Genomic DNA, 24,005 nt, shown 5'->3' with positions numbered 1-24,005 from the left:
CAGGTGAAAGAAATGAATACAAAAACTAATCAAACTAAATACAAAGTACTTATTGTTGACGACGATAAGCTATACAGAGAGACGCTGGTTGCCATGCTGTCAGATACCTATCTGTGCGCAGTGGCTGCCGATGCCACTACTGTGCTTAAAGCCTGTCAGTCGCAAATTGCGCCAGATTTGATTTTGCTTGATTTTCGACTGCAAAAAGAAAGCGGCATTGAAGTATGTCAACAGCTACAAAAATGCCGGTTCGCAAAAGATATTCCGGTGGTGTTTGTTACCGCAGAAGAAAGCAGCGATGTACAGGTGGATTGCTGGAAAGCCGGTGCGTCAGATTTTGTAACCAAGCCCGTGGTGTGCAATACCCTGATACAACGGATTAAACACCAACTGGAGATCCGTGACCGGGAACAAGCACTTGAACAACAAATCATGCGTGATGGACTCACTGGACTGAAGAATCGTCAGTATCTGAAAAATGAAGTGCCAGCGTTGATTAAGCAACTTCGTCGGGACGGCGATAATTTAAGTGTGCTGATGATCGATATCGACGACTTCAAAAAATACAACGACACAGAAGGGCATATAAAAGGTGACGAATGCATTCGCAAAGTAGCGGCAGCGTTAGAAGACCGCGCAAACCGTCCACTGGATAGCGTGGTGCGCTACGGCGGAGAAGAGTTTTTAGTAATACTGCCAAGAACAGATCTGCGCGGTGCGCGACGGGTGGCGCAGGATATGTGCCGTCAGGTGGAAAAAATGCTGATCACCCATGAGACCAGCGCTTATGGTGTAGTTACGATTAGTGTTGGTGTGGCCAGTTCTACCAATACCCGCGCAACCAAGTTTGGTGACCTGGTTCGACAGGCCGACGAAGCCCTGTACAAAGGCAAAAGCTGCGGTAAAAACTGTGTGGTGTACAACAGTAGCCCAAAACCACCACGCCGGATTGTTCCCGACGTAGCGAATATGCGCTGGGCTATTTGTCAGGACTAAGCGATACCTGAGTTATTTGATAAAACCGGTTGCTAAACACGGTTGCTAAACAACCGGTTTTTCATTGATGATCAGGGTAAATTGCCTTCGCAGATATAGGTGATTTGCAGGAAGTCGTCCAGCCCGTAATGTGAGCCTTCACGGCCGTAGCCTGACGCTTTGACCCCACCAAATGGTGCCACTTCGCTGGCAACGGCGCCTTCATTTACCCCAATTACGCCCGCCTGCAATGCTCGGCGCAGCCGGTGAATACGGTTGTGATTCTGGGTATAGAAATAAGCTGCCAATCCATAGTCTGTATTGTTCGCTTCTGCTATTACTTCGTCTTCAGTACTGAATTTAAATAACGGCAGTACAGGGCCAAACGTCTCTTCGCTGAACAACGCCATGGCGTTGTTGGCATCAGCAATTACCACAGGTTCGAAGAACAAATCCTGTTTGGGACTTGCACTGCCACACAGTAAAACGCCGCCTTGTTCTTCGGCATCCTTTACATGAGCACTGATCTTGTCGATGGCTTTTTGATTGATCATCGGGCCAATTTTAGTGTCTTCATTGAAGGGATCACCGAGCTTTAATGCAGACACCTGATCAACCAGTCGGCTGGCAAACTCATCGTAAATACCTTCCTGAACGTAAATGCGGTTCGGACACACACAGGTTTGCCCGCCATTACGCATTTTGGCCGCTATTAAGCCTTTTATGGCGGCGTCGATGTCGCAGTCATCAAACACAATAAAGGGCGCATTACCCCCCAACTCCAGCGACAACTTTTTCAGTGTGCTGGCAGAGCGCTCCGCTAAATAGCGTCCAACCTGGGTAGAACCGGTAAAGCTCAATTTCTTTACACACGGATCTTTTAGCCAGGCATCAACAGCAATGGCGGTTTGCTCTCGTGAAGCGGCAAGCACGTTAATGGTACCCTCAGGAAAACCCGCCATTTCAGCCAGCTTCGCCATCGCCAGTGCAGTCATTGGCGTGTCTTCAGCGGGCTTTACCACCACCGTGCAGCCAGCCGCAATAGCAGGCGCAATCTTTCTGGCGAGCATGGCAAACGGGAAGTTCCAGGGCGTGATAACAGCGACTACGCCAACCGGACGCTTTTCTACCGTTTGTTGCTGGTAGGGCTTTGAACTGGGCAGAATGTCACCGCGAAGCTGCATGGCTTGCTGGGCAAACCACTTTACATAAGATGCGCCGTAATCTACTTCGCCTTTGGCTTCAGCCAATGGCTTCCCTTGTTCGCTGGACATGATGGTCGCAAGATCATCACGGTGCTGAAGAATCAGTGCGTGCCAGCGTTCCAGTAATTCAGCACGGGCTTTGTTCGTGGTGAATTGCCAGGTGGAAAAGGCTTTTTGCGCACTTCTCGCGGCGTGAACAGCGTCGATGGCATCACTATTGGCCACCTGGGCAATAATTTCACCGGTAGCAGGATTCACTACCGGGTAAGTTTGCCCTGAAATGGCTTTTTGCCAGCGTCCGTTGATGTAGTTTAACGTGTTAAACAGTGACGACTCAGCCAGCCGTGACGTGAGATCCATGGTTTCTCCCGATGTTATTGTAAGTTTGCCAGTATGGCATCACCCATTGCCTGCGTTGACGCGTCTCCCCCTAGATCTGGGGTTACAACGTTGCCTTTCAAGGTGTTTTCGATAGCGTTAACAATGGCATCGTGTGCGTCTTTACCTGCGCCTGTGTCGTGGGTCAGGAAACTCAACATTAGTGCCCCCGACCAAATCATACCGATCGGGTTAGCAATATTTTTACCGTAGATATCGGGTGCTGAACCGTGCACTGGTTCAAATAATGACGGGAATTTACGTTCCGGGTTGAGGTTAGCAGACGGCGCTAAACCAATCGTACCTGTGCAGGCTGGTCCCAGATCAGACAAAATATCACCGAATAAATTCGATGCTACTACTACGTCGAAACGCTCAGGCTGCATAACAAATCGTGCCGACAGAATATCAATGTGCTGTTTGTCCCAGCAGATCTCCGGATAGTCTTTGGATACGGCTTCTGCGCGGGAGTCCCACCAGGGCATACTGATTGCCATTCCGTTACTCTTGGTAGCAACAGTAAGGGATTTGGCATCCCGACGTTTGGCGGTTTCGAAAGCATAGCGTAACACGCGGTCGGTGCCATAGCGGGTAAATACCGATTGTTGCATTACCACTTCGCGATCTGTGCCTTCATACATGATACCGCCAATGGCTGAGTATTCGCCTTCGGTATTCTCCCGCACTACGATGAAATCAATATCGTCGGCCCGAGGTGTGGAAAGCGCGCATTTAACACCCTCAAAAGTGCGTACCGGGCGCATGTTGATATACTGATCAAATTCGCGGCGGAAAGTTAAAATAGACCCCCACAGTGAAATATGGTCGGGCACAGACGCAGGCCAGCCAACCGCGCCAAAGTAGATGGCATCCATGTTACCCACCTGGATTTTCCAGTCGTCGGGCATCATTTTTCCATGCTCTGCATAGTAATCGCATCCACCCCATTCAAAGGTGTGAAACACAATGTTGAGCCCATATTTTTCTGCGGCAGCCTTTACAATTTTAAGGCCTTCGGGCATCACTTCTTTGCCAATGCCGTCGCCGGCGATTACCGCTACGTTATAGGTTTGACTCATACTGTTATGACTCCTGTTGCATCTCGTTCTTAACAACGTCCAGTGCCAGAACATCGTTTAATGTAAGCTGCAAACGTTCAAATAAGGTATCAAAATCACTTTCGGTGAAACACAATGCCGGGGCGAAGCCCAGGATGTTGTCGCCAAAGGCGCGGAATATCAGTTTGTGTTGCCAGGCAATATCGGCAATAGTTTCATGCAGTTTTAATGCTGCCGGGAACGGGCGTTTCGTGGCTTTGTCAGCAACCAGTTCAATGGCGCCCAGCAAGCCTAAGCTTCGCACATCACCCACCAATGGGTGTGACAAACAGGCTTGTAATTTTGCTTCGAAGTAAGGGGCAACGGATTGCGCATGAGCGAGCATGCCTTCTTCGTATATCTTAATGACTTCCAGTGCAACCGCTGCGCTAACGGGATGTGCAGAGTACGTTTGACCGTGTCCAACCACGGCAGCTTTATTCGGGCCGTCGGCAATACCGCTGAAAATCTCATCCGACATTAATACCGCGCCCATCGGGGCGTAGCCGGATGTTAATCCTTTGGCAATGGTCATCAGGTCGGGCTCCACCCCTTCGTGCTCACAGGCGAACATAGTGCCTGTGCGTCCAAATCCGGTAATCACCTCGTCGGCCAAAAATAGTATGCCCAATCGCTTACAGGTATCGGCAATGGCTTTCAGCCAGCCTTTAGGGGGCACAATCACGCCGCCTGAGCCAATCACAGGCTCACAGAAAAATGCCGCCACGTTGTCGGCACCAATTTCTGCAACCTTTGTTTCCAACTCTGCTACCGAAGCATCAATAAGCGCCTGAGCTGATTCATAGTTGCTGCGATACAAGTAAGGGCAGCTAATATGGTGCTGGTGCGCTAACGGCAAATCAAAGTTCGCATGAAAAGCCGGTAAGCCGGTAATGCCAGCGCCGGTTGACGACGAACCGTGATAGCCGCGTTGTAACGCAATAATGTGTTTTTTGGTTGGCTTGCCTATCGCGTTGTAATAATGGGTGATGTAACGAATAGCCGCGTCAACGGCGTCCGATCCACCTAACGAGAAGTACACGTGCTGCAATGACGATGGTGTCAGCGATACCAGTTTCTCTGCCAAAATTGCCGCAGGCTCGCTGCCAAAGCCAAAATAACCTGTGGCGTAAGGAAGTTGAGTCATTTGCTTAGCGGCGGCATCTACAACGCGTTGTTGACCATATCCCACGTTTACACACCACAGACCTGCAAAGGCATCCAGATAGGTATTGCCGTCGGCCGCGGTAAGCCAGGCGCCGTCACCAGACTGAAGAAGCTTTACTCCCTTTTCCTGATGTTGACGAAAGTTTGATACCGGATGAACAAGATAGCGACTGTCCAATTCTGTCAAAGCAGGCGTTTGCATGATTGTTTTCCATTTATTCTGTATGTCGCGAAGCAAATGAAGGCGCGCGATGCATACCTGTCAGGGTGAGACACATACGCTGGTGGCGCATGTACGATTTCTATCCGATATGGTAGCGAGGTTTTCCGGCGTGAATTGTTTGATAGCAGAACAAGAAAGGCAGTGAAATATTGTTTTTAAGCACTTCTCAGCAAAATCTGCTGTGTCGGATGGGGGAAGATAATGCACAGTCAGTCAACATTACACAAGCCGTTGAAGTTGTTGACCCTGAACCGGCGGTAGCAAGCAAGTAGTGCCGGCCAGAAGAACAATAAATAGTGTTGTCAGCACAGCATAGTCTGCTGATTGACGATTGAAAAACACCTGCCGTGTGGCGCCGAAGTGAAATATTTTGGCATTAAATAAAAAGCGTCGCGTGGTGTAATAGAATTAATTGAGAACTGATAGTTGGAACCCCTAATGAGTGTATTTAAGCCTAAGTATATTTCCTTCGACTGCTACGGCACCCTGATCTTTTTTGAAATGGCCCCGATGGCGCAAAAGCTGTTTGCTGATCGCATCACACCTGAACAAATGCCGCAATTCGTTAAAGACTTTTCTGCTTATCGCTTAGATGAAGTGCTGGGCGCCTGGAAGCCTTATGCAGAAGTGGTACGCAATGCAGTTACCCGGTTATGTAAATTATGGAACATTGAGTACCGCGACGAAGACAGTGTAGCGATTTACAACGCCGTACCTACCTGGGGTCCTCACCCGGATGTAGTGGAGCCGCTGAAAAAAGTGGCCAAAGAAATTCCATTGGTCATTCTGTCTAACGCTATGAATGAACAGATCCACCACAACGTGGCGAATCTGGAAGCGCCGTTCCACGCTGTTTACACTGCAGAACAAGCACAGGCTTATAAGCCGCGTTTACAGGCCTTTGAGTACATGCTGGATAACCTGGGTTGTAACCCGGAAGACATCCTGCACGTGTCTTCCAGTTTCCGTTACGACCTGATGTCAGCCCATGATATTGGTATTAAAAACAAGGTGTGGGTAAACCGTGGTCACGAGCCTGCCAACCCGTTTTACGGCTACACAGAAATCAAAGACATTTCTGGCTTACCGGGCGTTGTAGGGCTGTAAGGTACGTTATGAAAAGTGCGTCGTACTGGTTAGATACCGCGTCTAATGTCGATACCTCAGACCACACTCCGCCATCAGGTTGCGTGGATGTGGTCGTGATTGGTGGTGGCTTTACCGGCTTGTCTTCAGCGTTGGCATTAGCAAAGCGCGGTGCCAGCGTGGTGATTTGCGAAGCTGGCGTAGTGGGCGGCGAAGCGTCTGGCCGCAATGGTGGTCAGTGCAATAACGGTACGGCGCAGGATTATGCTGGTTTAATCGCAACGTATGGCGAAGCCAAAGCGCAGTCTTTCTATCAGTTTTATAACCAGGCGGTGGACTCAGTTGAGCAGCTGGTAAAGCAGCATGACATCGATTGCGATTTTCGCCGCGCCGGAAAAATTAAGCTGGCGGCCAAGCCTGAGCATTTTGAAAAACTGAAACGCACTCATGAGGCGCTGGTTAAGGTGGTAGATCCCGATGCCAGGCTGTTGGATGCCGCAGCGCTCAAGCAAGAAATTGCTTCTGATCAATTTTATGGTGGTCTGCTCACGCCAAACGGTGCGCAATTGCACGTAGGTAAGCTGGTGCATGGACTGGCTTCAGCCTGTGTCGAAAATGGCGTAACCATACTGCAGCATAACCCGGTAGTAGGCACAGAAAAACGCTCGAACGGTAACTGGCTGGTGACAACCCCCAAGCACGCCGTTGAAGCTAAATCAGTATTGATAGCCACGGGTGGCAGTGGTCCCGGTCCATTTGGCTGGTTCCGTCGTCGCATTGTGCCGGTTGGCAGTTTTGCGGTCACTACGGAGCCGCTTCCTGAGCAACTGATAGCCGATTTGTTCCCGGGTAAGCGCTCTTACGTTACCAGTAAAAACATTGGTAACTACTTCCGTTTAACCGCCGACAATCGCTTGTTGTTTGGTGGTCGTGCGCGTTTTGCTGTGTCTAACCCTCGCTCAGATCTCAAAAGTGGTGAGGTACTTCGCAAGGCGCTGGATGACATGTTCCCGCAGCTTGCCAGTACACGTATCGATTATTGCTGGGGCGGTACAGTAGACATGAGTGCCGATCGCTTGCCCAAGGTTGGTGAGCACAACGGTATGTTCTACGCCATGGGGTATAGCGGTCATGGCGTGCAAATGGCGGTACACATGGGTGAAGTGATGGCCGACATGATAGAAGGCAAAAACACTGCTTGCCCTTGGGTAACAAAGCAATGGCCAGCCGTACCGGGACACTTCGGTAAACCCTGGTTCTTACCCTTTGTTGGGATGTATTACAAAGTGCAGGACCTGTTGCACTAAGCCGTGCTAACCGAGTCTGCGAAAAGGATAGTGAACAAATGAAGCCTGAATATCGATTTTCTGATAGTCGCCGCGCCATGCTCAAAGCGATGGGCGCCGCAGGCTTAGTCACCGCGGCCAGTGGTCTGCTGGTACCGGGGCATGTAGTGGCGCAAACATTCGAAGATACTCAAGCGCCAACACCAAAACACGGTGGTAGCATTCGGGTGGCCAGTACCTCGGTATCTACCAAAGACACGCTGGATCCGGCGAAAGCTTCGCTGAGCACCGATTACATGCGTATTTATATGCTATACAGCGGGCTAACCCAGTTTAACCGCGAACTTGGCGCCGATTTATCATTAGCCGAGGCGCTGGAATCTGACGACCAGCAAGTCTGGCAGATTACGCTTCGTAAAGGCGTGACATTTCACAACGGAAAGTCGTTAACGCCTCAGGATGTGGTGTATTCCCTGATGCGCCATAAAGACCCGGCGACGACGTCGCGGGTCGCCTCCATTGCAGCTCAGTTTACCTATGCCAAGGTATCTGGGCCAAATAGCCTCACATTGACGCTTGCTTCACCCAATGCAGATTTGCCCATTATTTTGGCCTCAGCAAATTTTTGTGTAGTGGCAGAGGGCACTAAAGACTTTACTCGCACAGCCAACGGCACGGGCCCGTATACGCTGGCGGAATTCAGTCCGGGGGTGCGTACTATCGCACGTAAAAACCCTGACTTCTTTAAACCCGGTCGTCCCTTTCTGGATGAAATTGAATTGGTGGGTATTGCCGATGAATCATCCAGGGTAAATGCCTTGCTGTCTGGAGATATTCAGATGGCATTGGCATTAAACCCGCGTTCTACCATGCGGGTGCGCAGTTCAGGTAATTGCGATGTAATGCAAACCGAGTCGGGCTTGTACACTAACCTCATCATGCGTCAGGACGTTTACCCCACAAATAACCCTGATTTTGTGCTGGCGATCAAGTACATGATGGACCGGCCATTAATTAAACGCGCGTTATTCCGCGGTTATGCCACTATTGCCAACGACCATCCTGTGCCGCCTGGTCATCGTTACTACAATGCGGATTTACCCCAACGCCCCTATGACTTAGATCGCGCCCGCTATCATCTTAAAAAAGCGGGTATGACCGGCGCTCGCGTGCCGGTGTTTGCGTCTCCGGCTGCGGAAGGCTCAACCGACATGGCTGCATTGCTGCAATTGGCCGGCATTGAAACTGACCTCAAGCTCGGGATTAACCGGGTACCGGCCGATGGCTATTGGTCGAATCACTGGATGAAACATCCCCTTGGATTCGGCAATATTAACCCGAGGGCCAGTCTGGACGAGCTTTTTAGCTTGTTCTACAAATCGGACGCGCCCTGGAATGAATCCGGCTGGCAAAACCCACAATTCGACCAATTACTACTGGCCGCGCGCGGCGAAGGTAACGAACAGGTGCGCAAGCAAATGTATGGCGATATGCAAACCCTCATTGCTGAGCAATGCGGCGTGAGCATACCGGTCTTTTTAAACATCATTGACGGTTACGACAAACGTATCAAAGGCTTTTACCCCATTCCAACTGGCGGATTCATGGGCTATAGCTTCGCTGAGCACGTTTGGCTGGACGCCTGATTTTCAAAGGAGTACTAACATGAAAGTCATCCTCCGGCTTATTGCCCAGCGCATTGGGGTGTCACTGATCACGTTACTGATTGTGTCTGCAGTGGTGTTTTTTATTGCCAACCTGCTGCCAGGCGATGCGGCTCAGGAAATGTTGGGTCAAAGTGCTACGCCTGAAGCGGTTGCTGAATTGCGTGAGGCCTACGGCTTAAATGACCCGCCACCGGTACGCTATGCCAAATGGTTGGGCGGCCTGCTCTCCGGCGATGCGGGCGTCTCGTTAGCGAACGACCGTCCGGTTGATGCGCTCATTGGTGAGCGTCTGAGCAAATCATTACTGCTCGCCGGGTTTACCGCCGTGCTCGCAGTGCCCTTTGCGATGGCGCTGGGCATTGTATCGGCCATGTACAGTGGTAGCCGCGTCGATAAAGCGGTGAATATATTTACGTTGTCGATGGTTGCTGTCCCTGAGTTTCTGCTGGCCACCATTCTGGTGCTAATTTTCGCGGTAGAACTCAACTGGTTGCCGTCGCTGTCGTACATTCCACGCGATGCCACGGCATATGATTATTTCAGGGCCTTTGCCATGCCGGTTGTCACACTTTGCATTGTGTTAAGTGCGCAAATGGCCCGTCTTACCCGTGCAGCGGTGGTAGAACAACTCTCGCAGCCCTATGTTGAAATGGCGCTATTGAAAGGCGCGACATTGTCGCGTGCGGTATTGCGCCATGCTCTGCCCAATGCTGTTGGGCCCATTGTGAATGCCATTGCCCTGAGTTTGTCCTACCTGCTCGGCGGGGTGGTGATTGTGGAAGTGATCTTTAACTATCCTGGCGTGGCAAGTTTAATGGTGGATGCGGTAACCAACCGCGATATGCCGCTACTTCAGGCTTGCGCCATGCTGTTTTGTGTGGGCTATCTCATTTTGGTACTGATTGCCGATATTTCTGCCATTGTGGCCAACCCCAAACTGCGTAAGGGAGGTTAATTATGCGGTCTCAACTCTCTGCGTTACCGGTGTCGGGAAAGCTTGGTCTGTTGCTGGTGGTCTTCTGGGTTGTACTTGCCATCGTGGGCCCATTTATTACGCCTTATTCTGCCAGTGAGCTGGTGGCCTATGATGTGTTTGAATCATTCAGCGGTAAATACTGGTTGGGTACCGACTACCTGGGGCGTGACGTATTAAGCCGTCTGTTAGACGGTGCGCGCTATACCATTTTTATTCCCCTGGCGGCAGCCGGACTTGCTTGTGCAACAGGTACTTTTATTGCCTTGTTTGCGGCAGTGAGCCATCGGCGCACCGATGAAACCATCAGCCGTTTTATGGACGCGTTGATTTCTATTCCCAGCAAGATTTTTGCCTTGGTTATGATTGCTGCGTTTGGCTCGTCTGTGCCGATTCTGCTTACGATTACGGCAATCAGCTACATGCCCGGTTCGTTCCGCTTGGCGCGTTCGCTGGCGGTGAATGTGGCTAACATGGACTTTGTGACTGTGGCGCGCACACGCGGTGAGAGTCGCGTATATCTTGCGGTGAAAGAAATCCTGCCGAATATTGTGCACCCTATGTTGGCCGACTTTGGCTTGCGCTTTGTGTTTGTGGTGTTGCTGTTAAGTAGCCTGAGCTTTCTTGGCTTGGGGGTGCAGCCGCCTCAGGCTGATTTGGGCTCGTTGGTGCGGGAAAATATCTCGGGTCTGGCGGAAGGCGCGCCCGCGGTGATTGTACCTGCGATTGCTATCGCCACTATCACCATTGCTGTGAACTTGTTAATCGACAGCCTGCGCGGCAGCGCGACTTATTCAGCGGGGAGTAAATAATGACGAACCACGTAGAAGTGAATCAGCTGCGCGTAGACGTTGGCCCACTTGAGTCGCCCAAAACCATTGTTCACGATGTGAGTTTTACTCTTAAGCGCGGCGAAGTACTGGCGCTCATTGGCGAGTCTGGTTCGGGGAAAACTACAATTGCATTGTCGCTATTAGGTTATGCACGGCCTGGCTGTCGCTTGAGTGGTGGCTCAGTGAAGGTGGGCAATGTGGACATGCTTTCACTCAATGATAAGCAACTGGCAGATCTGCGAGGTCGCAAGGTTGCGTATGTTGCGCAAAGTGCGGCAGCAGCGTTTAACCCGTCGCGCCGTATTATGGAGCAGGTCATTGAAAGTGCGCTGATGCACAGTGTACTAAGCCGGGAGCAGGCGAAAGTAAAAGCGGTTGATTTATTTAAGCAACTGGCATTGCCGGAGCCGGAAACCATTGGTGCCCGTTATCCTCATGAAGTATCCGGTGGCCAACTGCAACGCTTAATGGCGGCTATGGCACTGATTTGTGAACCAGAGCTGGTGATTTTTGATGAACCCACTACAGCATTGGATGTGACTACGCAGGTGGAAGTACTCAAAGCATTTAAAGCGGCGGTAAAAGCCTATAACACCACCGCTGTGTACGTATCTCATGATCTGGCGGTGGTTGCGCAGATGGCAGACCGGATTCTGGTGCTGCAGCATGGCAAGGTGATGGAAAACAATGTTACCAGCCAAATTCTGAATCACGCCGAACATCCTTACACCTGCCAATTATTGAATGCGGTTCAGGACAGTGAAGCGTTTCAGGATAACCCTAAGCACGACACGGTGCTGGAAGTGGCCAACATTGAAGCGGGCTACGGTAAAATCTTGCGCGATGGTTCAGTAGAAATTCCTGTGCTGTCAGATATTTCGCTAAAAGTCAGGCAAGGGCAAACCGTTGGGATCATTGGGGAGTCGGGGTCTGGTAAGTCGACTTTCGCCCGTGTCATTGCGGGCCTGCTGCCTGCCGCAAAAGGCTACATGTTGCTAAATGGCAAAGAGCTCAAGCCAGCAATTGATGAACGCAGTAAAGCTGAGTGTCAGCACATCCAAATGGTGTTTCAGAACGCAGATACCGCGCTGAACCCAGCCCATAAAGTGGGTGATATTCTGGGCAGGCCGTTAACCTTTTTTCACGGTTTAACTGGCCGGGCACGTGCAGAGCGCGTGGCAGAGCTACTTGAATTGGTGAAATTGCCTACTGATTTGGCCCATCGAAAATGTGGTGCGCTGTCTGGTGGGCAAAAACAACGGATTAACCTGGCCCGTGCATTGGCTGCTGCGCCGACGGTAATCTTGTGTGACGAGGTGACATCGGCGCTGGATACTGTGGTGGCTGCCGCGATTCTGGACTTGCTCAAAGAGCTCCAACAGAAGCTCAATATTGCCGTTGTGTTTATAAGCCATGACATTTCCACCGTGAAAAGCCTGTGTGATGAAGTGGTGGTGTTGTACAAAGGTAAAAAAGTAGAGCACGCCAGTGGCAAAGCGTTCCGGGCCGGGCCTTATCATCCGTATACTGAACTGCTGGTAAGCAGTGTGCCCACGCTGGACCCATTGTGGCTGGATACGAAATCCGCTCCTCATGAGCAGCTTACTGTGCGCATTGCGCCAAATGATGTCCTATGCCGGTTCCGCAATCGTTGCGCTGTGAGTATTCAGGGCAAGTGCGACAGTTCGCCGCCCCCTGAACACAAGTTACCAGAGGGCAAGCGTATTTTGTGTCACAGAGAAATAATCCTGTAACCGGTTTTTCGGTTACAGGGAATCAACGCGATTAACTTCAATGGTGAGGTGATCAATATCCAGATGTCCAGACACGACTGCACGGTAATGCTCTGCTTTACTGTCGCTGGTAGTGGCTATTGTTAATACACCTGCTACATGTTTGCCCGATAGCTGCCAGCAATGAAAGTCGGTGACTTTGGCTTCACCGGTTTTCTCGATATGTTCGGCAATCACTTCCAGTTTTTCAGCGTGAAGCGATTTATCGAGCAACATGGCACTGCTGTCTGAAATCAGGTGCCAGGCCCATTTGGCTATCACCACCGCGCCAACGATCCCCATCAGTGCATCCGCCCATAACCAGCCGTAATATTTACCCAGTATCAGTGCTGCTATGGCCAGCAAGGAAGTAAGGGTATCGGCCAATACGTGAAAGTAGGCGGCTTTTAAATTGTGATCGTGGTGATGATCGTTATGTTCATGTGTGTGATCATGATCATGATCATGAGCATGACTATGATTGTGTGAGTGTCCATGACTGTGGCCATGAGCATGATTGTGCGAGTGCCCGTGGTGATGATGATCGTCATGCAGCAGGAACACGGAGGCAACGTTCACAATAAAGCCAACAATAGCCACCACAATTGCTTCGTTAAAACTAATCGATTCAGGTAAGAATAATCGTTCTGTAGATTCAATCAGCATCATCAGCGCAACGGTGCCCAAGGCAACGGCACTGGCAAAACCGCCCAGCGCATTCACTTTACCGGTACCAAACGCAAATGCACTACTGTTGCGATGCTTTCGGGAATACCAGTACACAAACATCGACACGGCAAACGCAGCGGAATGGGTAAACATATGCCAGCCGTCGGCTAGCAACGCCATAGAGCCAAACCAGGTGCCAGCAACAATTTCCACTACCATGGTGACCGTGGTGAGCAAGAATACCAGATTTATCTTTTTCTCGGCGGACTGGGTGTCTACATAGTAGTTGTGGGCATGGCGCCAGTCGCCAGTCGACGTACTGTTACAGTCGTCGTGTTCATGATGGTGTGTGTGGTGATGAGAAGTCATGGCGCTGTATTACTCTTTCGTTGATTTGTATCGACTGTTATACTATACCCCAGTATACCATTTTGATGATCGAAAACCATGGCGCATATTAAAAATAACCAGCAAGCGTTGCTTACCCGGGTGAAGAAAATCCGCGGTCAGCTCAATGCGGTGGAAAAATCGCTAACCGAAGACACCGAGTGCCTGGCTATTCTGCAGCAGGTGACTGCTATAAAAGGCGCAGTGAACGGCCTGATGACCACCATTTTAGATGATCATATTCGTGCCCACCTGGGCAATCCTGATCTGACTGATATGCAGCGCAACGATGAAATTGACGCGTTGAGCAAGTTACTCAAGTCATATTTGCGATAGAGAATCGCGATTAACTGGCAACTGTTGGTTAAATAAACAGGTCTAACGCTCAATTCTGTTGTCATTATTAAGTGTGAAATAAGCAATGTCTGTCTATCTTCCTGCTGTCTTCACCTTACTCCGTCTTCCTCTCTCCATTGCGTAAGCGCCGTTAATTTATTCCGTCATACCCTTCAAACCTTTACGCCTACCAAATAGCACTCAGCAAGTCGCTTTGGCTTCGACACGAAGGCATTAGCAGGAAGCATTGGCATATTCACGCTAACAGCAGAATGTGCTTTGGAGATTGTTAAAAATGAAATTTGCTTGGGCTTGGAGTGTGAAAGACTACTAAGCAAGGTACGAAATTCGTACAGACCTTTGAGTCTTTGTAAGCATGCTTAAACCACCCTATTTGGGTGCGTGCCTGAAACAGTACTCATTTCAATAACATTACCCGAAAACAGCAAAAGCAATAAACACTAAGGAGTCAGAGATGCGCAAATTACCCGTGATGTTATTACTTACCACCTTGTTTGGTGGCTCGGTAGCCAGTTTACCTGTATTGGCACATGGCAATACCGAACCTCAGTTTGGCGGTATTGTGAAAATTGTTGGGGAGTATTCGTTCGAGCTGAAGCAAGAAGCGGACTCTGTAAAAGTATGGGTGTTTTATGATGGCGAACCACTGAATGCCAGTGAACTGAAGCTACAGTTGAAAATTAAAGGCGAAAACCGAAAAGAGTTGGTTGAGGTAGCGGCGTCTAACAGTAATTTGTTTACCGGCCCGGCTAAACTCAACGTTGGCGATACCGTATTGGCCATGCTTACCTTGCAGGACGGTGTGTCAAAAATCGTCGGCAAGTACTCGCTGTAGGCAAACGTGATGCGAACGCTTCATTTCATTCTGATTGGTCTGTTGCTAACGGTAATTACACCGTTGGCACTTGCCCACGGTGTGGCCGATGGCGACCGGGCGTTTCTGGAAAACAGCACCGGACTACAGATCATACCTTACATCTACCTGGGCGCTAAGCATATGGTTACCGGATATGACCATCTGCTGTTCTTATTCGGCGTGATTTTCTTTTTGTACCGGCTAAAAGACGTCGGTATTTACGTCACGCTGTTTGCGGTTGGCCATAGTATCACCCTGTTGTTTGGTGTGTTGTCTGGTATTCACATCAACGCCTATATCATCGACGCCATTATTGGTTTATCGGTGATGTATAAGGGGCTCGATAACATTGGATTTTTCCCCAGATTTTGTGGATTTACCATTAACAACAAGGCTGCGGTGCTGGTATTCGGGTTGTTTCACGGGTTTGGTTTAGCCACCAAATTACAAGACTTTACCCTGTCTAACGACGGGCTGGTGGGCAACATTATCTCTTTCAACATCGGTGTGGAAATGGGGCAAATGATTGCGTTGTTCGGCATGTTAATGCTGGTCATTTTACTGCGTAAAAGCAGCGCCTTTATGCGTTACGCCTTTGTTTCAAATCTGGCGCTGGTATCGGCCGGCCTGATGCTGACAATCTTTCAACTTTCCGGATATATGTGGGGAACCGTATGACCACGCAACACGTCGAGATGACAAATAAGCAAATTATAAAAGGGCTCGCCATTGCTTCTGTGATTGCGGTAGTTCTTTCGGTAACGGTAATACTGCCTGCTGAATACAACAAAGATCCTTCCGGCGTGGGTGCGATCCTTGGATTAACCGGTATGAGTAATAACGTGCAAGTCGAAGAAATGACCCTGGAACCACAAAATGACTTCACGTTTGCGCAAGGTGAGGGCGAGTGGCAAACCCATACGCTGACCGTTGAAATTCCTGATTATGAAGGCGTGGAAGTAAAAGCCTTAACAGAAGAAGGTAACGGCTTTAGCTTTACCTGGGAAACCGATGGCGGCGAACTTTATATGGATATGCATGGTGAAGTTGTGGGGGATACCGACGAGTTCACCAGCTATAAAAAGTCCAATGCGATTTCATCAGACAAAGGTATTTTCAAAGCGCCTTTTCACGGTACTCATGGCTGGTACTGGCAAAATAATACCGATTCTCCTATCACCGTAACGATTACCGTAGCGGGATTTTATCAATCAGTTAAAACACTAAAATAGCGAATAAGGAAACAACAATGTTGAAGAAGATTACTGTGATGGCGCTCGCTGCGCTGATATCAGCACAGGCTAGTGCGCATGGCATTTGGTTTGCTGAACGCTCAAAGCAGCTGGCCCTTATTTATGGGGTGGGGGCCGATGATTTAGATGCGGTATTGCGTTTACCTAAAATTGGGTCTGTTTCAGGTTTTGATGAAGATTGGGACAGTGTAGATGTTGAATTAACACCTACCGGCCCTTTGTTGTTAGTAACCAGTGATGATTACCCGGTTGCTGTATCGGCAGTGCTGAATAACGGTATTTGGAGTAATACTGGCGAAGGCCACTGGATCGGTAAAGGCCGCGACGAAGTACCTAATGCGATTTTAAGTGAAGAAACCATCAAGTACGCTGTACACCTTCGTGGCCCGCTGCGTAAAGTGCCAGCTCTACCGACACAGGTACTTCAAATTGTGCCGGTAGGTGATTCGTTCCCTTTGCTGAGTGGTGAAATGCAGACTTATCAGGTATTACACAAAGGCAAGCCTGTAGCGGGTGCGTTGGTTAAGAATGACTTTGTGAACGACCCGGATGCTGAGCCAGTTGTGTCTGATAAAGACGGCAAGGTGACGTTTCCGATCCGTAATCAGGGGTTGAATGTAGTGGTAGCGGTGTATGAAGCACCTACAGATCGCCCTAAGGTCATCGATAAGTACGAATACCTTGCAACACTATCGTTTGTATTGCCTCACGCGCCTGAATGATTAAGTAAGTAGTGTATAGCCGGTTAGCTTATTGGGTTAGCCGGCTTTTTCTGCGAAGTTTCATTTTGTTTTAAACAGCGCGTTTAACGGCACTTTAGTCACAACAATATCTTCTTTGTTTTCAGCATACGCAATGTAAAGTGCGTCCTCGGTAACCCAGCTTTTGGGATAGCTAAATCCTACCCGCTTGTATTTGCCTTCATAGCGCATGGGGATATTGGAAGCTGCGTTTCGCAACATAAAAAAACGGTTAAAGGTTTTGCCGTTTTCACTCAGGCTAAGTACCAGTGGCATTCGGGTTTTACTATCGCTCGGGCAATTTACGATAAAGGTCCAGCCATTGGGCAGATTGCCCGCACTTAATTTAGCTCTGGCGTCGGGCATATTGGTGATCTGAGGCAGGCTACAGTGTTCTCCGTCATCATTGCTGGTAGACCTTAGCACACGAAAACTGGATGCCTGATCGCGAAACACCATGGTCAGCTGGTTGTTGGTGCTGAACCAGGCTGGCTCAATTTCCCGGCTGGTTTTGCCTTCAAATGGCAGGTGTGGAAGTTCGCCAAGCTGCCATCCGCCTGTGCCCGAGGGATTGTCGGTGTACATTGGGGTTGCGATTAAACCAGGGTAGCGATGTAGTGTGGTCAGTATTCGGCCGCTGGGTATAGTGTGGAGGTCTTGTTCAATGATGCCGCTAACGTCAGTGCCTTCGGCCATTTTAAGACGTTTGGCCGGTTGCCATACCAGGCCGTCGGTGGAGGTGCTGTAAAGAACATTGCCAGACGTTTGGAGCTGCTTGTTCGGCCAGACATTGAAGTAGGCTACCAGTGTGTCGCCATCCGACCACCACCCGCCATTAGTGATCAGAGTGCCATTGCCGGAACCGGCCATGACGCGCGGCTTATACCAGTGTTCGCCGTCTTCACTTATGGCATACAAAACTTGGGTGTCGGGTGCATCTTCATCCTGAGTAGCGCTCTGCCATTGCATGAAATAGCGCCCTTTGTGAGTAATCATCACCGCGCCATGATTGTATTGCGCTCCGGGCTTACCTTTAAATACCGTATGGTGAGTCACTTGTGGTGCACGCGGTAAGCTGGCTAATGCCTCGGCTGACAGCGCGCCTTCGGGTATGAGTTGCACATCCGCCGCAACAGCGGAAATAGAAAAAGGCAGTAAAGCCACCACCGCGAACATGCGCCCGACAGTTCTGAAGCAATTTCTGGACACCCACGTTTTACATTCAAATGAAAGATGTCTTGAGATAAAACCGTCCATGCCCAACGCCGTGATTTTTAGCTTAATTGCGCTGGTATAACACAAAACGCCTGCCATTCGCTATGGCTTTGAATTTGTGGACACCCACCGTCTTCGTTGGCTTCCTAACTGTGAAAAAAACATGGGTGTCCCAAAAAGTGTGGGTGTCCAGAAGTTGGGGTGTAAAAAAAGCGGTTGGTGTCTTTTCAGAACACAGACCGCTTTGGGAGAACACTTTACTTGCGGCGGGCTTAGATTGCGCCGACTTCGATTTTAGAGCCGTCGTTCAGGCGCGACAGGTTGAATGGCGTGGCATCGATAAGTGGTGTGTTGTTAACCACTAAATCCGCCGCAACCTTGGCTAAACCAGGTCCTAAACCAAACCCATGGCCTGAGCAGCCTGCTGCCAAATAGAATCCTTCCAAACTATCAACAGCAGACATGACCGGCACGGCATCAGGTGTGCAATCGACGTAACTGCCCCAGCTTTCGGCAATTTCAATATTCTTAAGTGCCGGAAACAGGCTACGAACGGCGTGAAGTGTTTGCTTAATATTCTTACCGTGAGGATCCGGGTTGAGTATCCGCATGGCTTCCATGGGGGAAGGGCCGGTATTCTTCCAGCGGTTAATGGCTTCCGGGCCCTTGAAGAACGAGCTTCCCAGGTTAACCTGCACTGCCTTAATGCGTTTCATAAACATCGGCATGAATTCTTTGGCAAAGCGGATGCCCTGTGGCGTAAATTCCAGCAATGCCGTGCCACTGAGTGCTACCGTGTAGCTGCCATCTAAACGGCGAGTGAGGGCCACTCCGGAGGGGTAAATGGCCTCACCGATATTCTCAATAGGTTTGGAGCGAAACGCGGTTTGCCTAACGCTAGCCTGAGGAAACCGAATACCGTGATGGCTGCAGAATGTTGATGCCCAGGCGCCTGCTGCACACAATACGCGCTGGGTACGAATAGTGCCCTTTTCGGTGATCACAGCCTCTACTTTGCCGTTAGTAATGTCCATGCCGCGCGCCGCACATTGCTGATGAATGGTGGCACCGTAACGGCGTGCACCTTCGGCAATCATAGGCGCGGCGATGGCGGGTTCACCTTTGCCGTCATCAATCGAATGTACGCCGCCTAACCAGGTGCGCCCGTTGGCCGGAATCATCTCGTTGGCTTCTTTGGCACTTAACATTCTGGTGTTAACGTTGAATTGTTTTGCGACTTCTCGCCAGCTGTCCCATTCAGCCAATTGTTGGGGATCATCCGTGGCATAGCGAAGGCCACAGCGGCGGAAACCCAGGTCCTGACCCAGATCTTCAGTCATCTCGTCCCACAGACGCATGGAGAGTCCCGAGGTGGGGAGCTCCCGTGCGTCACGGTTTTGCTGACGACACCAGCCCCAGTTTCGGCTCGATTGTTCAGCACCCACCAATCCTTTCTCGATCAAAGCAACCGAGTAACCTTGCTTCGCCAGAAAATAGCTGGCAGAAGCACCAATAATACCGCCACCAATAACAACGACATCGGCCTGAGAAGGCAATGTTTCATTGCTGGCAATTTTCTTTAACGTCGGGGTCATGCTGTACCTTCAACTCTCATAACAATACGTTTATGCTTCACCAAAGCCAACGATGGCTTTGGTTTCCAGATATTCTTCAAAGCCTTCCAGGCCAAATTCACGACCACTACCAGACTGCTTGTAGCCGCCGAATGGCGCATGGGCATCCCAGGCCGGATAGTTAATATGCACCTGGCCACTGCGGATTAAACGCGCTACACGGCGAGCTTCATTTAGATTCTTAGACTGTATGTGGGCGGCGAGGCCATAAACGGTGTCGTTAGCAATTACGATAGCTTCGTCCACCGAGTCATAGGGGAGCATGCACAGCACCGGTCCAAAAATTTCCTCGCGAGCAATCGCCATGTCATTGGTTACTTCACTGAAGATGGTGGGGCGCACGAAGTAGCCCGCATCAAATCCATCTGGTCTTCCCACGCCACCGGTAAGGCACTTGGTGTCTTCCGAGAGCCCTTTTTCAATCATTAACTGCACCCGCTCGAATTGAGCGCGGTTGGCTAGCGGGCCATGGGTGGCTGTCTCGTTGTCTGAGCGGCCAATCACAATAGTGTTAACGGCTTCCATTGCCAGTTGTTCGGCTTCTGCCAGTTTTTCGCGTGGCACCAGCATGCGGGTCGGCGCGCTACACGACTGACCATTATTGCGCATACAGGCCAAAACACCTGGACCAATAGCAGCCTGTAGATCTGCATCGGGTAGAATGATATTAGGCGATTTACCGCCTAACTCTTGCGCAACACGTTTTACCGTAGGTGCTGCAGCCTGTGCCACCAATATGCCAGCGCGGGTGGAGCCGGTAATCGATACCATATCCACAAGAGGGTGGCTGGATAGCACGGAGCCTACTTCTGGGCCATCACCGTTCAACAGATTAAATACGCCGGCTGGCACACCGGCATCATGCAGAATATCAGCGAAAGCCAGTGCACTGAGTGGCGATAGTTCACTGGGCTTGAGCACAACCGTACAACCCGTGGCAATTGCCGGACCGACTTTGGCGGTGATTTGATACAGCGGCCAGTTCCAGGGCGTGATTAAGCCCGCAACACCAATGGGTTCGCGCGCAATGGCGGTAGTGCCGCGCATCTGTGTAAATTCGTAACTGGCCAGATTATCCCGAGCAACCTGCAAATGGGCCAGGGCTAGTGGCACATGAGCTGTGCGGGCGTAATTAATCGGCGCGCCCATTTCGGTAGACAGGATTTGGGCTAATTGCTCAGCGCGGGCTTCGAAAAGTGCAATCACGCCGTCGAGCACTGCCAAACGATCGTCAACTGATGTTTGACTCCAGGCCGGAAACACAGCAGCAGCGGCTTTTATAGCAGTCTCGGCATCGTTGGCGCTGCCTAATGCGAGTTCGCCAATCAGGCTTTCATCCGAAGGGTTAATTATGTCATGCGTGCGTGAAGAGCTAACCTGCACCCATTGACCATTTATGTACGCCTGTTGCAGCCTGCCAAGGGTTTTTAACTCGTCTACCGGGTGCGTCATGGTAATTCTGTTCCGTTGATTCTGGATGCAGCACAATCTACTGCATTGTTACGACCTACTGACCAATGATGAACAGTATAGGGGGATGACAGCAGCATGGGTTGCTGCTTTGAGTGACCGAACAGCAAATTATATTAAAAGCTGGCGCGTAAAGCAGTCGATATCACTTTTTGATTGGCGCTAGAATGGTTGAACGATATTTCCATGATGCTGAAAGCCCGATTCGCCAAAAGGGCAGCCACAAGGACACCACATGCCTTTTAAAACACTGCCTGATGTTGATGCGTTAATCAAACCATTGATCGAGTTCCGTCGTGATATTCACGCGCACCCTGAACTTGCTTACAAAGAGGTGTCAACAGCAAGAAAAGTGGCTGAGGCTCTGGCTTCAGCTGGCCTGAAGGTAACAACCGGCGTGGGTAAAACCGGCGTGGTAGCCAGCTTAAAAGTGGGCAACGGCACACGCTCAATCGGTTTGCGGGCCGATATGGACGCGTTGCCCATTCAGGAAGAAACCGGGCTGCCCTATGCCAGCTGCCACGATGGCGTATTCCACGGATGTGGGCATGACGGTCACACCACTATGTTACTTGGTGCCGCGCAATATTTGGCGAAAACGCAGCAATTTGATGGCACTGTACACTTTATTTTTCAGCCCGCAGAAGAGGGACAGGCGGGCGCAAAAGCCATGATAGACGATGGGCTGTTTGAACGGTTCCCGTGTGACCGCGTTTATGCGCTGCACAACTGGCCGGACTTACCCGCGGGAACCATTGCAACAAGACCCGGCCCCATTATGGCGGCAGCCGATAAATTCAGCATTCGCGTGCAAGGAAAAGGTGGCCACGCCGCTGCGCCGCATCAAACACCCGATGCCATTCTTGCGGCCAGTGAACTGGTTACTCAGCTTCACACGATTGTGTCACGTAGGATTGCCCCCACCTCTACCGCGGTGTTGTCGGTAACACAAATAGCAGGTGGCAGTTCGCACAACGTGCTGCCGGGCAGCGTGAGCTTAACCGGCACGGTTCGAACGTTTGATCCGGAAGTGCAAAATACCATTGAAAAGGCTATTCGGCAGGTGATTCAGGGCGTGGCACTGGCTACCGGTACGGATATTTCACTGGAATACAATCGCTATTACCCGGCTACCATCAATCACGAATCGGCGGCCTTGCGAGCGCTGGAAGTCGCTGCCGGTGTGGGCAATGCGCAATTAGCCCCCGAACCTGCCTTTACCTCAGAAGACTTTGCTTTCATGTCGCAAGCTTGCGAGGGGGCGTACATCTGGCTGGGTCAGGGGACTGAACAACCCACCATTCCTCTGCATCATCCACACTATGATTTCAATGATGATGTACTCGCTACGGGCATTCAGTTGCTGGTTGCGCTGGCAGAAGATTATTTAAGCGAAAAAGAAGATCGTACCGAATAATGGGGATTTACAGCAGCATATGTTTGCGCTGCACCGGTACTATTTATTCATTAATACAGTGTTAAAGGCAGTTTTGTGAAGTCTGAGATAGCAATGTCAATTCGTAGCATGACCGAGGCCGATTTACCGGTATGCTTGTCGTTTACCCAACAGGTCAAATGGCCTCACAGGCTAATAGACTGGCAGTTACATTTTGAACTGGGTAATGGCAGCGTAATCGAAGCGAACCTTGATTCAGACAATGCACTATCTGCACCTCAGATCGTAGGTTGTATTTTGTGGTGGGATTATCCTGCGCTGAACACGAATACTACTGCCTCATCCAGCACTTCCAGCCTGAGCTGTGCAACGGTTGGTCTGGTGGTTGTGCCAGATGCCATGCAAGGCCGGGGGCTTGGCCGCACATTAATGAATACCGTGATGGCACAAACCGGTGAGCGCAATTTGCAGCTGGTGGCTACTGTGGCCGGTAAGCGTCTTTATGAACAGTGTGGGTTTACTGTTCGAAGCACTATTTATCAGGTTCAGGGTGAGCTAGCTACAAAGCCTGAGGTTTCTGATGACATCGAGATCTCAGAGGTCGACGCGGGTTCACTGTCAGCCGTTATTGAATTGGACAATCAGGCCTTTCGGGCCGACCGCAGTGCCTTGCTCAAAGCGTTAATGGCGCGAGGCCGTTGTGTTATTGCTAAACAAAATGGCAAAGCGCTGGGTTATGCATTTATCCGCGAGAGCGGACGTGGCGAAACGATTGGCCCGGTGGTTGCCAGCGATAGTGGTGTAGCAAAAGCTCTGGCGGCAGCGTTACTTCAGCAAGCAAAAGCATTTGTGCGTTTTGACCTTACCGAACACGCCAGTGACCTGAAAGGTTGGTTAACTGACCTTGGTTTGCAGCAAGTCGATGAGGTAAGCTTAATGGTAAAAGGTGAATGGCTGGCGCAGCAGGCATCTGATTCCCAGGTATACAGCCTGGCGTCGCAGGCTTTCGGCTAGCGATTGCAATGCATTAGGAGTGGGTAGGTGATAACACGGGCAATAAAAAACTGGGTACTATGCATACTGCTGGCATTCGCTACGCAGGCATCCAGTGCTGCCTTTGATAATCACGCTTCGCATCAGGCCGGTACTGAGCACGTCAGTTTTGAACATGAGCACAGTGCTGAACAATCCGGGCAAACTGAGTTGAGTTCAGCAGGTTTCGCCGGGGAAGCGACTGATTTTGATTGCCACCATTGTTGTCACTGCCACGGCTCACATCATGTTTATCTTCCCGTTGTAGTAAGTCATACCGGACTTACTGCATTCAAAGGCATTCAGCCTGACTTTTATGCCAACCTGCATAAAG

21 protein-coding genes and 1 pseudogene are annotated in these 24,005 nt (G+C 50.4%); 15 read left to right on the top strand and 7 right to left on the bottom strand.

The window, feature by feature from the left end:
- Positions 1–12 precede the first annotated feature (12 nt).
- On the top strand, positions 13–996 hold the full coding sequence (locus ACLR2L_RS08185; RefSeq protein ID WP_413367284.1) for a diguanylate cyclase: 984 nt from the start codon (positions 13–15) through the stop codon (positions 994–996).
- A 71-nt stretch (positions 997–1,067) separates the two neighbouring features.
- Here the strand turns inward: ACLR2L_RS08185 and ACLR2L_RS08180 are convergent, their stop codons facing one another.
- The 3 genes from ACLR2L_RS08180 to ACLR2L_RS08170 are packed head-to-tail and all read right to left on the bottom strand — an operon-like array spanning position 1,068 to position 5,024.
- Positions 1,068–2,540: an NAD-dependent succinate-semialdehyde dehydrogenase gene (locus ACLR2L_RS08180; RefSeq protein WP_413367282.1), complete on the bottom strand. Its 1,473-nt coding sequence runs from the start codon at positions 2,538–2,540 to the stop codon at positions 1,068–1,070.
- Positions 2,541–2,554: 14 nt separating this feature from the next.
- A complete protein-coding gene (locus tag ACLR2L_RS08175) occupies positions 2,555–3,637 on the bottom strand; it encodes a tartrate dehydrogenase (protein WP_413367280.1) in 1,083 nt (360 codons plus the stop codon).
- A gap of 4 nt (positions 3,638–3,641) precedes the next feature.
- Complete coding sequence (locus ACLR2L_RS08170; protein WP_413367278.1) at positions 3,642–5,024, bottom strand: aminotransferase class III-fold pyridoxal phosphate-dependent enzyme; 1,383 nt, start codon at positions 5,022–5,024, stop codon at positions 3,642–3,644.
- Between the two features lie 459 nt (positions 5,025–5,483).
- On the opposite strand from ACLR2L_RS08170, the gene ACLR2L_RS08165 reads away from it, so the two are divergent.
- Genes ACLR2L_RS08165 through ACLR2L_RS08140 form a run of 6 tightly spaced genes read left to right on the top strand, consistent with a single transcriptional unit; the run spans position 5,484 to position 12,644 of the window.
- On the top strand, positions 5,484–6,152 hold the full coding sequence (locus ACLR2L_RS08165) for a haloacid dehalogenase type II (RefSeq protein WP_073317677.1): 669 nt from the start codon (positions 5,484–5,486) through the stop codon (positions 6,150–6,152).
- Positions 6,153–6,160: 8 nt separating this feature from the next.
- Entirely contained in the window at positions 6,161–7,438 is a 1,278-nt protein-coding gene (locus tag ACLR2L_RS08160) for an NAD(P)/FAD-dependent oxidoreductase (protein WP_413367276.1), read from the top strand.
- A 38-nt stretch (positions 7,439–7,476) separates the two neighbouring features.
- Positions 7,477–9,063, top strand: a complete 1,587-nt coding sequence (locus ACLR2L_RS08155) for an ABC transporter substrate-binding protein (protein ID WP_413367274.1) — start codon at positions 7,477–7,479, stop codon at positions 9,061–9,063.
- A 19-nt stretch (positions 9,064–9,082) separates the two neighbouring features.
- Positions 9,083–10,039, top strand: coding sequence for an ABC transporter permease (locus ACLR2L_RS08150; RefSeq protein ID WP_413367272.1), 957 nt, complete (start codon positions 9,083–9,085; stop codon positions 10,037–10,039).
- A gap of 2 nt (positions 10,040–10,041) precedes the next feature.
- Positions 10,042–10,869, top strand: coding sequence for an ABC transporter permease (locus tag ACLR2L_RS08145; RefSeq protein WP_413367270.1), 828 nt, complete (start codon positions 10,042–10,044; stop codon positions 10,867–10,869).
- Complete coding sequence (locus ACLR2L_RS08140) at positions 10,869–12,644, top strand: ABC transporter ATP-binding protein (protein WP_413367268.1); 1,776 nt, start codon at positions 10,869–10,871, stop codon at positions 12,642–12,644. The genes ACLR2L_RS08145 and ACLR2L_RS08140 overlap by 1 nt, the downstream gene beginning before the upstream one ends.
- A gap of 12 nt (positions 12,645–12,656) precedes the next feature.
- Here the strand turns inward: ACLR2L_RS08140 and dmeF are convergent, their stop codons facing one another.
- A complete protein-coding gene (gene dmeF, locus ACLR2L_RS08135; RefSeq protein ID WP_413367266.1) occupies positions 12,657–13,700 on the bottom strand; it encodes a CDF family Co(II)/Ni(II) efflux transporter DmeF in 1,044 nt (347 codons plus the stop codon).
- 78 nt (positions 13,701–13,778) lie between these two features.
- On the opposite strand from dmeF, the gene ACLR2L_RS08130 reads away from it, so the two are divergent.
- From ACLR2L_RS08130 to ACLR2L_RS08110, 5 genes are all read left to right on the top strand, one after another.
- Positions 13,779–14,054 carry a metal/formaldehyde-sensitive transcriptional repressor gene (locus ACLR2L_RS08130; RefSeq protein ID WP_413367264.1) on the top strand — a complete coding sequence of 92 codons (276 nt, stop codon included), beginning with the start codon at positions 13,779–13,781 and terminating at the stop codon, positions 14,052–14,054.
- A 475-nt stretch (positions 14,055–14,529) separates the two neighbouring features.
- Positions 14,530–14,910, top strand: coding sequence for a hypothetical protein (locus ACLR2L_RS08125; RefSeq protein WP_140957674.1), 381 nt, complete (start codon positions 14,530–14,532; stop codon positions 14,908–14,910).
- A 9-nt stretch (positions 14,911–14,919) separates the two neighbouring features.
- On the top strand, positions 14,920–15,609 hold the full coding sequence (locus ACLR2L_RS08120) for a HupE/UreJ family protein (RefSeq protein ID WP_413367262.1): 690 nt from the start codon (positions 14,920–14,922) through the stop codon (positions 15,607–15,609).
- Positions 15,606–16,163 carry a hypothetical protein gene (locus tag ACLR2L_RS08115; RefSeq protein ID WP_413367260.1) on the top strand — a complete coding sequence of 186 codons (558 nt, stop codon included), beginning with the start codon at positions 15,606–15,608 and terminating at the stop codon, positions 16,161–16,163. The genes ACLR2L_RS08120 and ACLR2L_RS08115 overlap by 4 nt, the downstream gene beginning before the upstream one ends.
- 17 nt (positions 16,164–16,180) lie before the next feature.
- On the top strand, positions 16,181–16,906 hold the full coding sequence (locus tag ACLR2L_RS08110) for a DUF4198 domain-containing protein (RefSeq protein ID WP_140957669.1): 726 nt from the start codon (positions 16,181–16,183) through the stop codon (positions 16,904–16,906).
- A 60-nt stretch (positions 16,907–16,966) separates the two neighbouring features.
- Here ACLR2L_RS08110 and ACLR2L_RS08105 read toward each other — a convergent pair whose 3' ends face one another.
- From ACLR2L_RS08105 to ACLR2L_RS08095, 3 genes are all read right to left on the bottom strand, one after another.
- A complete protein-coding gene (locus tag ACLR2L_RS08105; RefSeq protein ID WP_413367258.1) occupies positions 16,967–18,100 on the bottom strand; it encodes an exo-alpha-sialidase in 1,134 nt (377 codons plus the stop codon).
- A gap of 311 nt (positions 18,101–18,411) precedes the next feature.
- The gene (locus ACLR2L_RS08100; RefSeq protein WP_413367256.1) at positions 18,412–19,734 is read right to left on the bottom strand and encodes an NAD(P)/FAD-dependent oxidoreductase; all 1,323 of its coding nucleotides are present in this window, start codon (positions 19,732–19,734) and stop codon (positions 18,412–18,414) included.
- Between the two features lie 30 nt (positions 19,735–19,764).
- Entirely contained in the window at positions 19,765–21,225 is a 1,461-nt protein-coding gene (locus ACLR2L_RS08095; RefSeq protein ID WP_413367254.1) for an aldehyde dehydrogenase family protein, read from the bottom strand.
- A 253-nt stretch (positions 21,226–21,478) separates the two neighbouring features.
- On the opposite strand from ACLR2L_RS08095, the gene ACLR2L_RS08090 reads away from it, so the two are divergent.
- The 3 genes and pseudogenes from ACLR2L_RS08090 to ACLR2L_RS08080 form a co-directional block, all read left to right on the top strand.
- On the top strand, positions 21,479–22,660 hold the full coding sequence (locus tag ACLR2L_RS08090) for a M20 aminoacylase family protein (protein ID WP_413367252.1): 1,182 nt from the start codon (positions 21,479–21,481) through the stop codon (positions 22,658–22,660).
- Between the two features lie 93 nt (positions 22,661–22,753).
- Positions 22,754–23,653: a GNAT family N-acetyltransferase gene (locus ACLR2L_RS08085; RefSeq protein ID WP_413367250.1), complete on the top strand. Its 900-nt coding sequence runs from the start codon at positions 22,754–22,756 to the stop codon at positions 23,651–23,653.
- A gap of 27 nt (positions 23,654–23,680) precedes the next feature.
- Positions 23,681–24,005 (top strand): annotated as a pseudogene (locus ACLR2L_RS08080) (hypothetical protein); the annotation flags it as partial.

It is taken from the genome of Alteromonas sp. AMM-1, from assembly GCF_047290655.1.
Taxonomy (GTDB): Bacteria; Pseudomonadota; Gammaproteobacteria; order Enterobacterales; family Alteromonadaceae; genus Alteromonas; species Alteromonas mangrovi.
The sequence above is the reverse complement of the archived record's forward strand: the minus strand, read 5'-3'. Positions and strand labels throughout refer to the sequence as shown.

Excerpts from the sequence above, each read along its gene's own strand:
- ACLR2L_RS08180 (WP_413367282.1), bottom strand. The coding sequence starts at position 2,540 with ATGGATCTCACGTCACGGCTGGCTGAGTCGTCACTGTTTAACACGTTA.
- ACLR2L_RS08130 (WP_413367264.1), top strand. The coding sequence starts at position 13,779 with ATGGCGCATATTAAAAATAACCAGCAAGCGTTGCTTACCCGGGTGAAG.
- ACLR2L_RS08120 (WP_413367262.1), top strand. The coding sequence starts at position 14,920 with ATGCGAACGCTTCATTTCATTCTGATTGGTCTGTTGCTAACGGTAATT.
- ACLR2L_RS08160 (WP_413367276.1), top strand. The coding sequence starts at position 6,161 with ATGAAAAGTGCGTCGTACTGGTTAGATACCGCGTCTAATGTCGATACC.
- dmeF (WP_413367266.1), bottom strand. The coding sequence starts at position 13,700 with ATGACTTCTCATCACCACACACACCATCATGAACACGACGACTGTAAC.
- ACLR2L_RS08145 (WP_413367270.1), top strand. The coding sequence starts at position 10,042 with ATGCGGTCTCAACTCTCTGCGTTACCGGTGTCGGGAAAGCTTGGTCTG.
- ACLR2L_RS08165 (WP_073317677.1), top strand. The coding sequence starts at position 5,484 with ATGAGTGTATTTAAGCCTAAGTATATTTCCTTCGACTGCTACGGCACC.
- ACLR2L_RS08175 (WP_413367280.1), bottom strand. The coding sequence starts at position 3,637 with ATGAGTCAAACCTATAACGTAGCGGTAATCGCCGGCGACGGCATTGGC.
- ACLR2L_RS08090 (WP_413367252.1), top strand. The coding sequence starts at position 21,479 with ATGCCTTTTAAAACACTGCCTGATGTTGATGCGTTAATCAAACCATTG.
- ACLR2L_RS08125 (WP_140957674.1), top strand. The coding sequence starts at position 14,530 with ATGCGCAAATTACCCGTGATGTTATTACTTACCACCTTGTTTGGTGGC.
- ACLR2L_RS08095 (WP_413367254.1), bottom strand. The coding sequence starts at position 21,225 with ATGACGCACCCGGTAGACGAGTTAAAAACCCTTGGCAGGCTGCAACAG.
- ACLR2L_RS08170 (WP_413367278.1), bottom strand. The coding sequence starts at position 5,024 with ATGCAAACGCCTGCTTTGACAGAATTGGACAGTCGCTATCTTGTTCAT.
- ACLR2L_RS08115 (WP_413367260.1), top strand. The coding sequence starts at position 15,606 with ATGACCACGCAACACGTCGAGATGACAAATAAGCAAATTATAAAAGGG.
- ACLR2L_RS08185 (WP_413367284.1), top strand. The coding sequence starts at position 13 with ATGAATACAAAAACTAATCAAACTAAATACAAAGTACTTATTGTTGAC.
- ACLR2L_RS08105 (WP_413367258.1), bottom strand. The coding sequence starts at position 18,100 with ATGTTCGCGGTGGTGGCTTTACTGCCTTTTTCTATTTCCGCTGTTGCG.
- ACLR2L_RS08150 (WP_413367272.1), top strand. The coding sequence starts at position 9,083 with ATGAAAGTCATCCTCCGGCTTATTGCCCAGCGCATTGGGGTGTCACTG.
- ACLR2L_RS08085 (WP_413367250.1), top strand. The coding sequence starts at position 22,754 with ATGTCAATTCGTAGCATGACCGAGGCCGATTTACCGGTATGCTTGTCG.
- ACLR2L_RS08140 (WP_413367268.1), top strand. The coding sequence starts at position 10,869 with ATGACGAACCACGTAGAAGTGAATCAGCTGCGCGTAGACGTTGGCCCA.
- ACLR2L_RS08155 (WP_413367274.1), top strand. The coding sequence starts at position 7,477 with ATGAAGCCTGAATATCGATTTTCTGATAGTCGCCGCGCCATGCTCAAA.
- ACLR2L_RS08110 (WP_140957669.1), top strand. The coding sequence starts at position 16,181 with ATGTTGAAGAAGATTACTGTGATGGCGCTCGCTGCGCTGATATCAGCA.
- ACLR2L_RS08100 (WP_413367256.1), bottom strand. The coding sequence starts at position 19,734 with ATGACCCCGACGTTAAAGAAAATTGCCAGCAATGAAACATTGCCTTCT.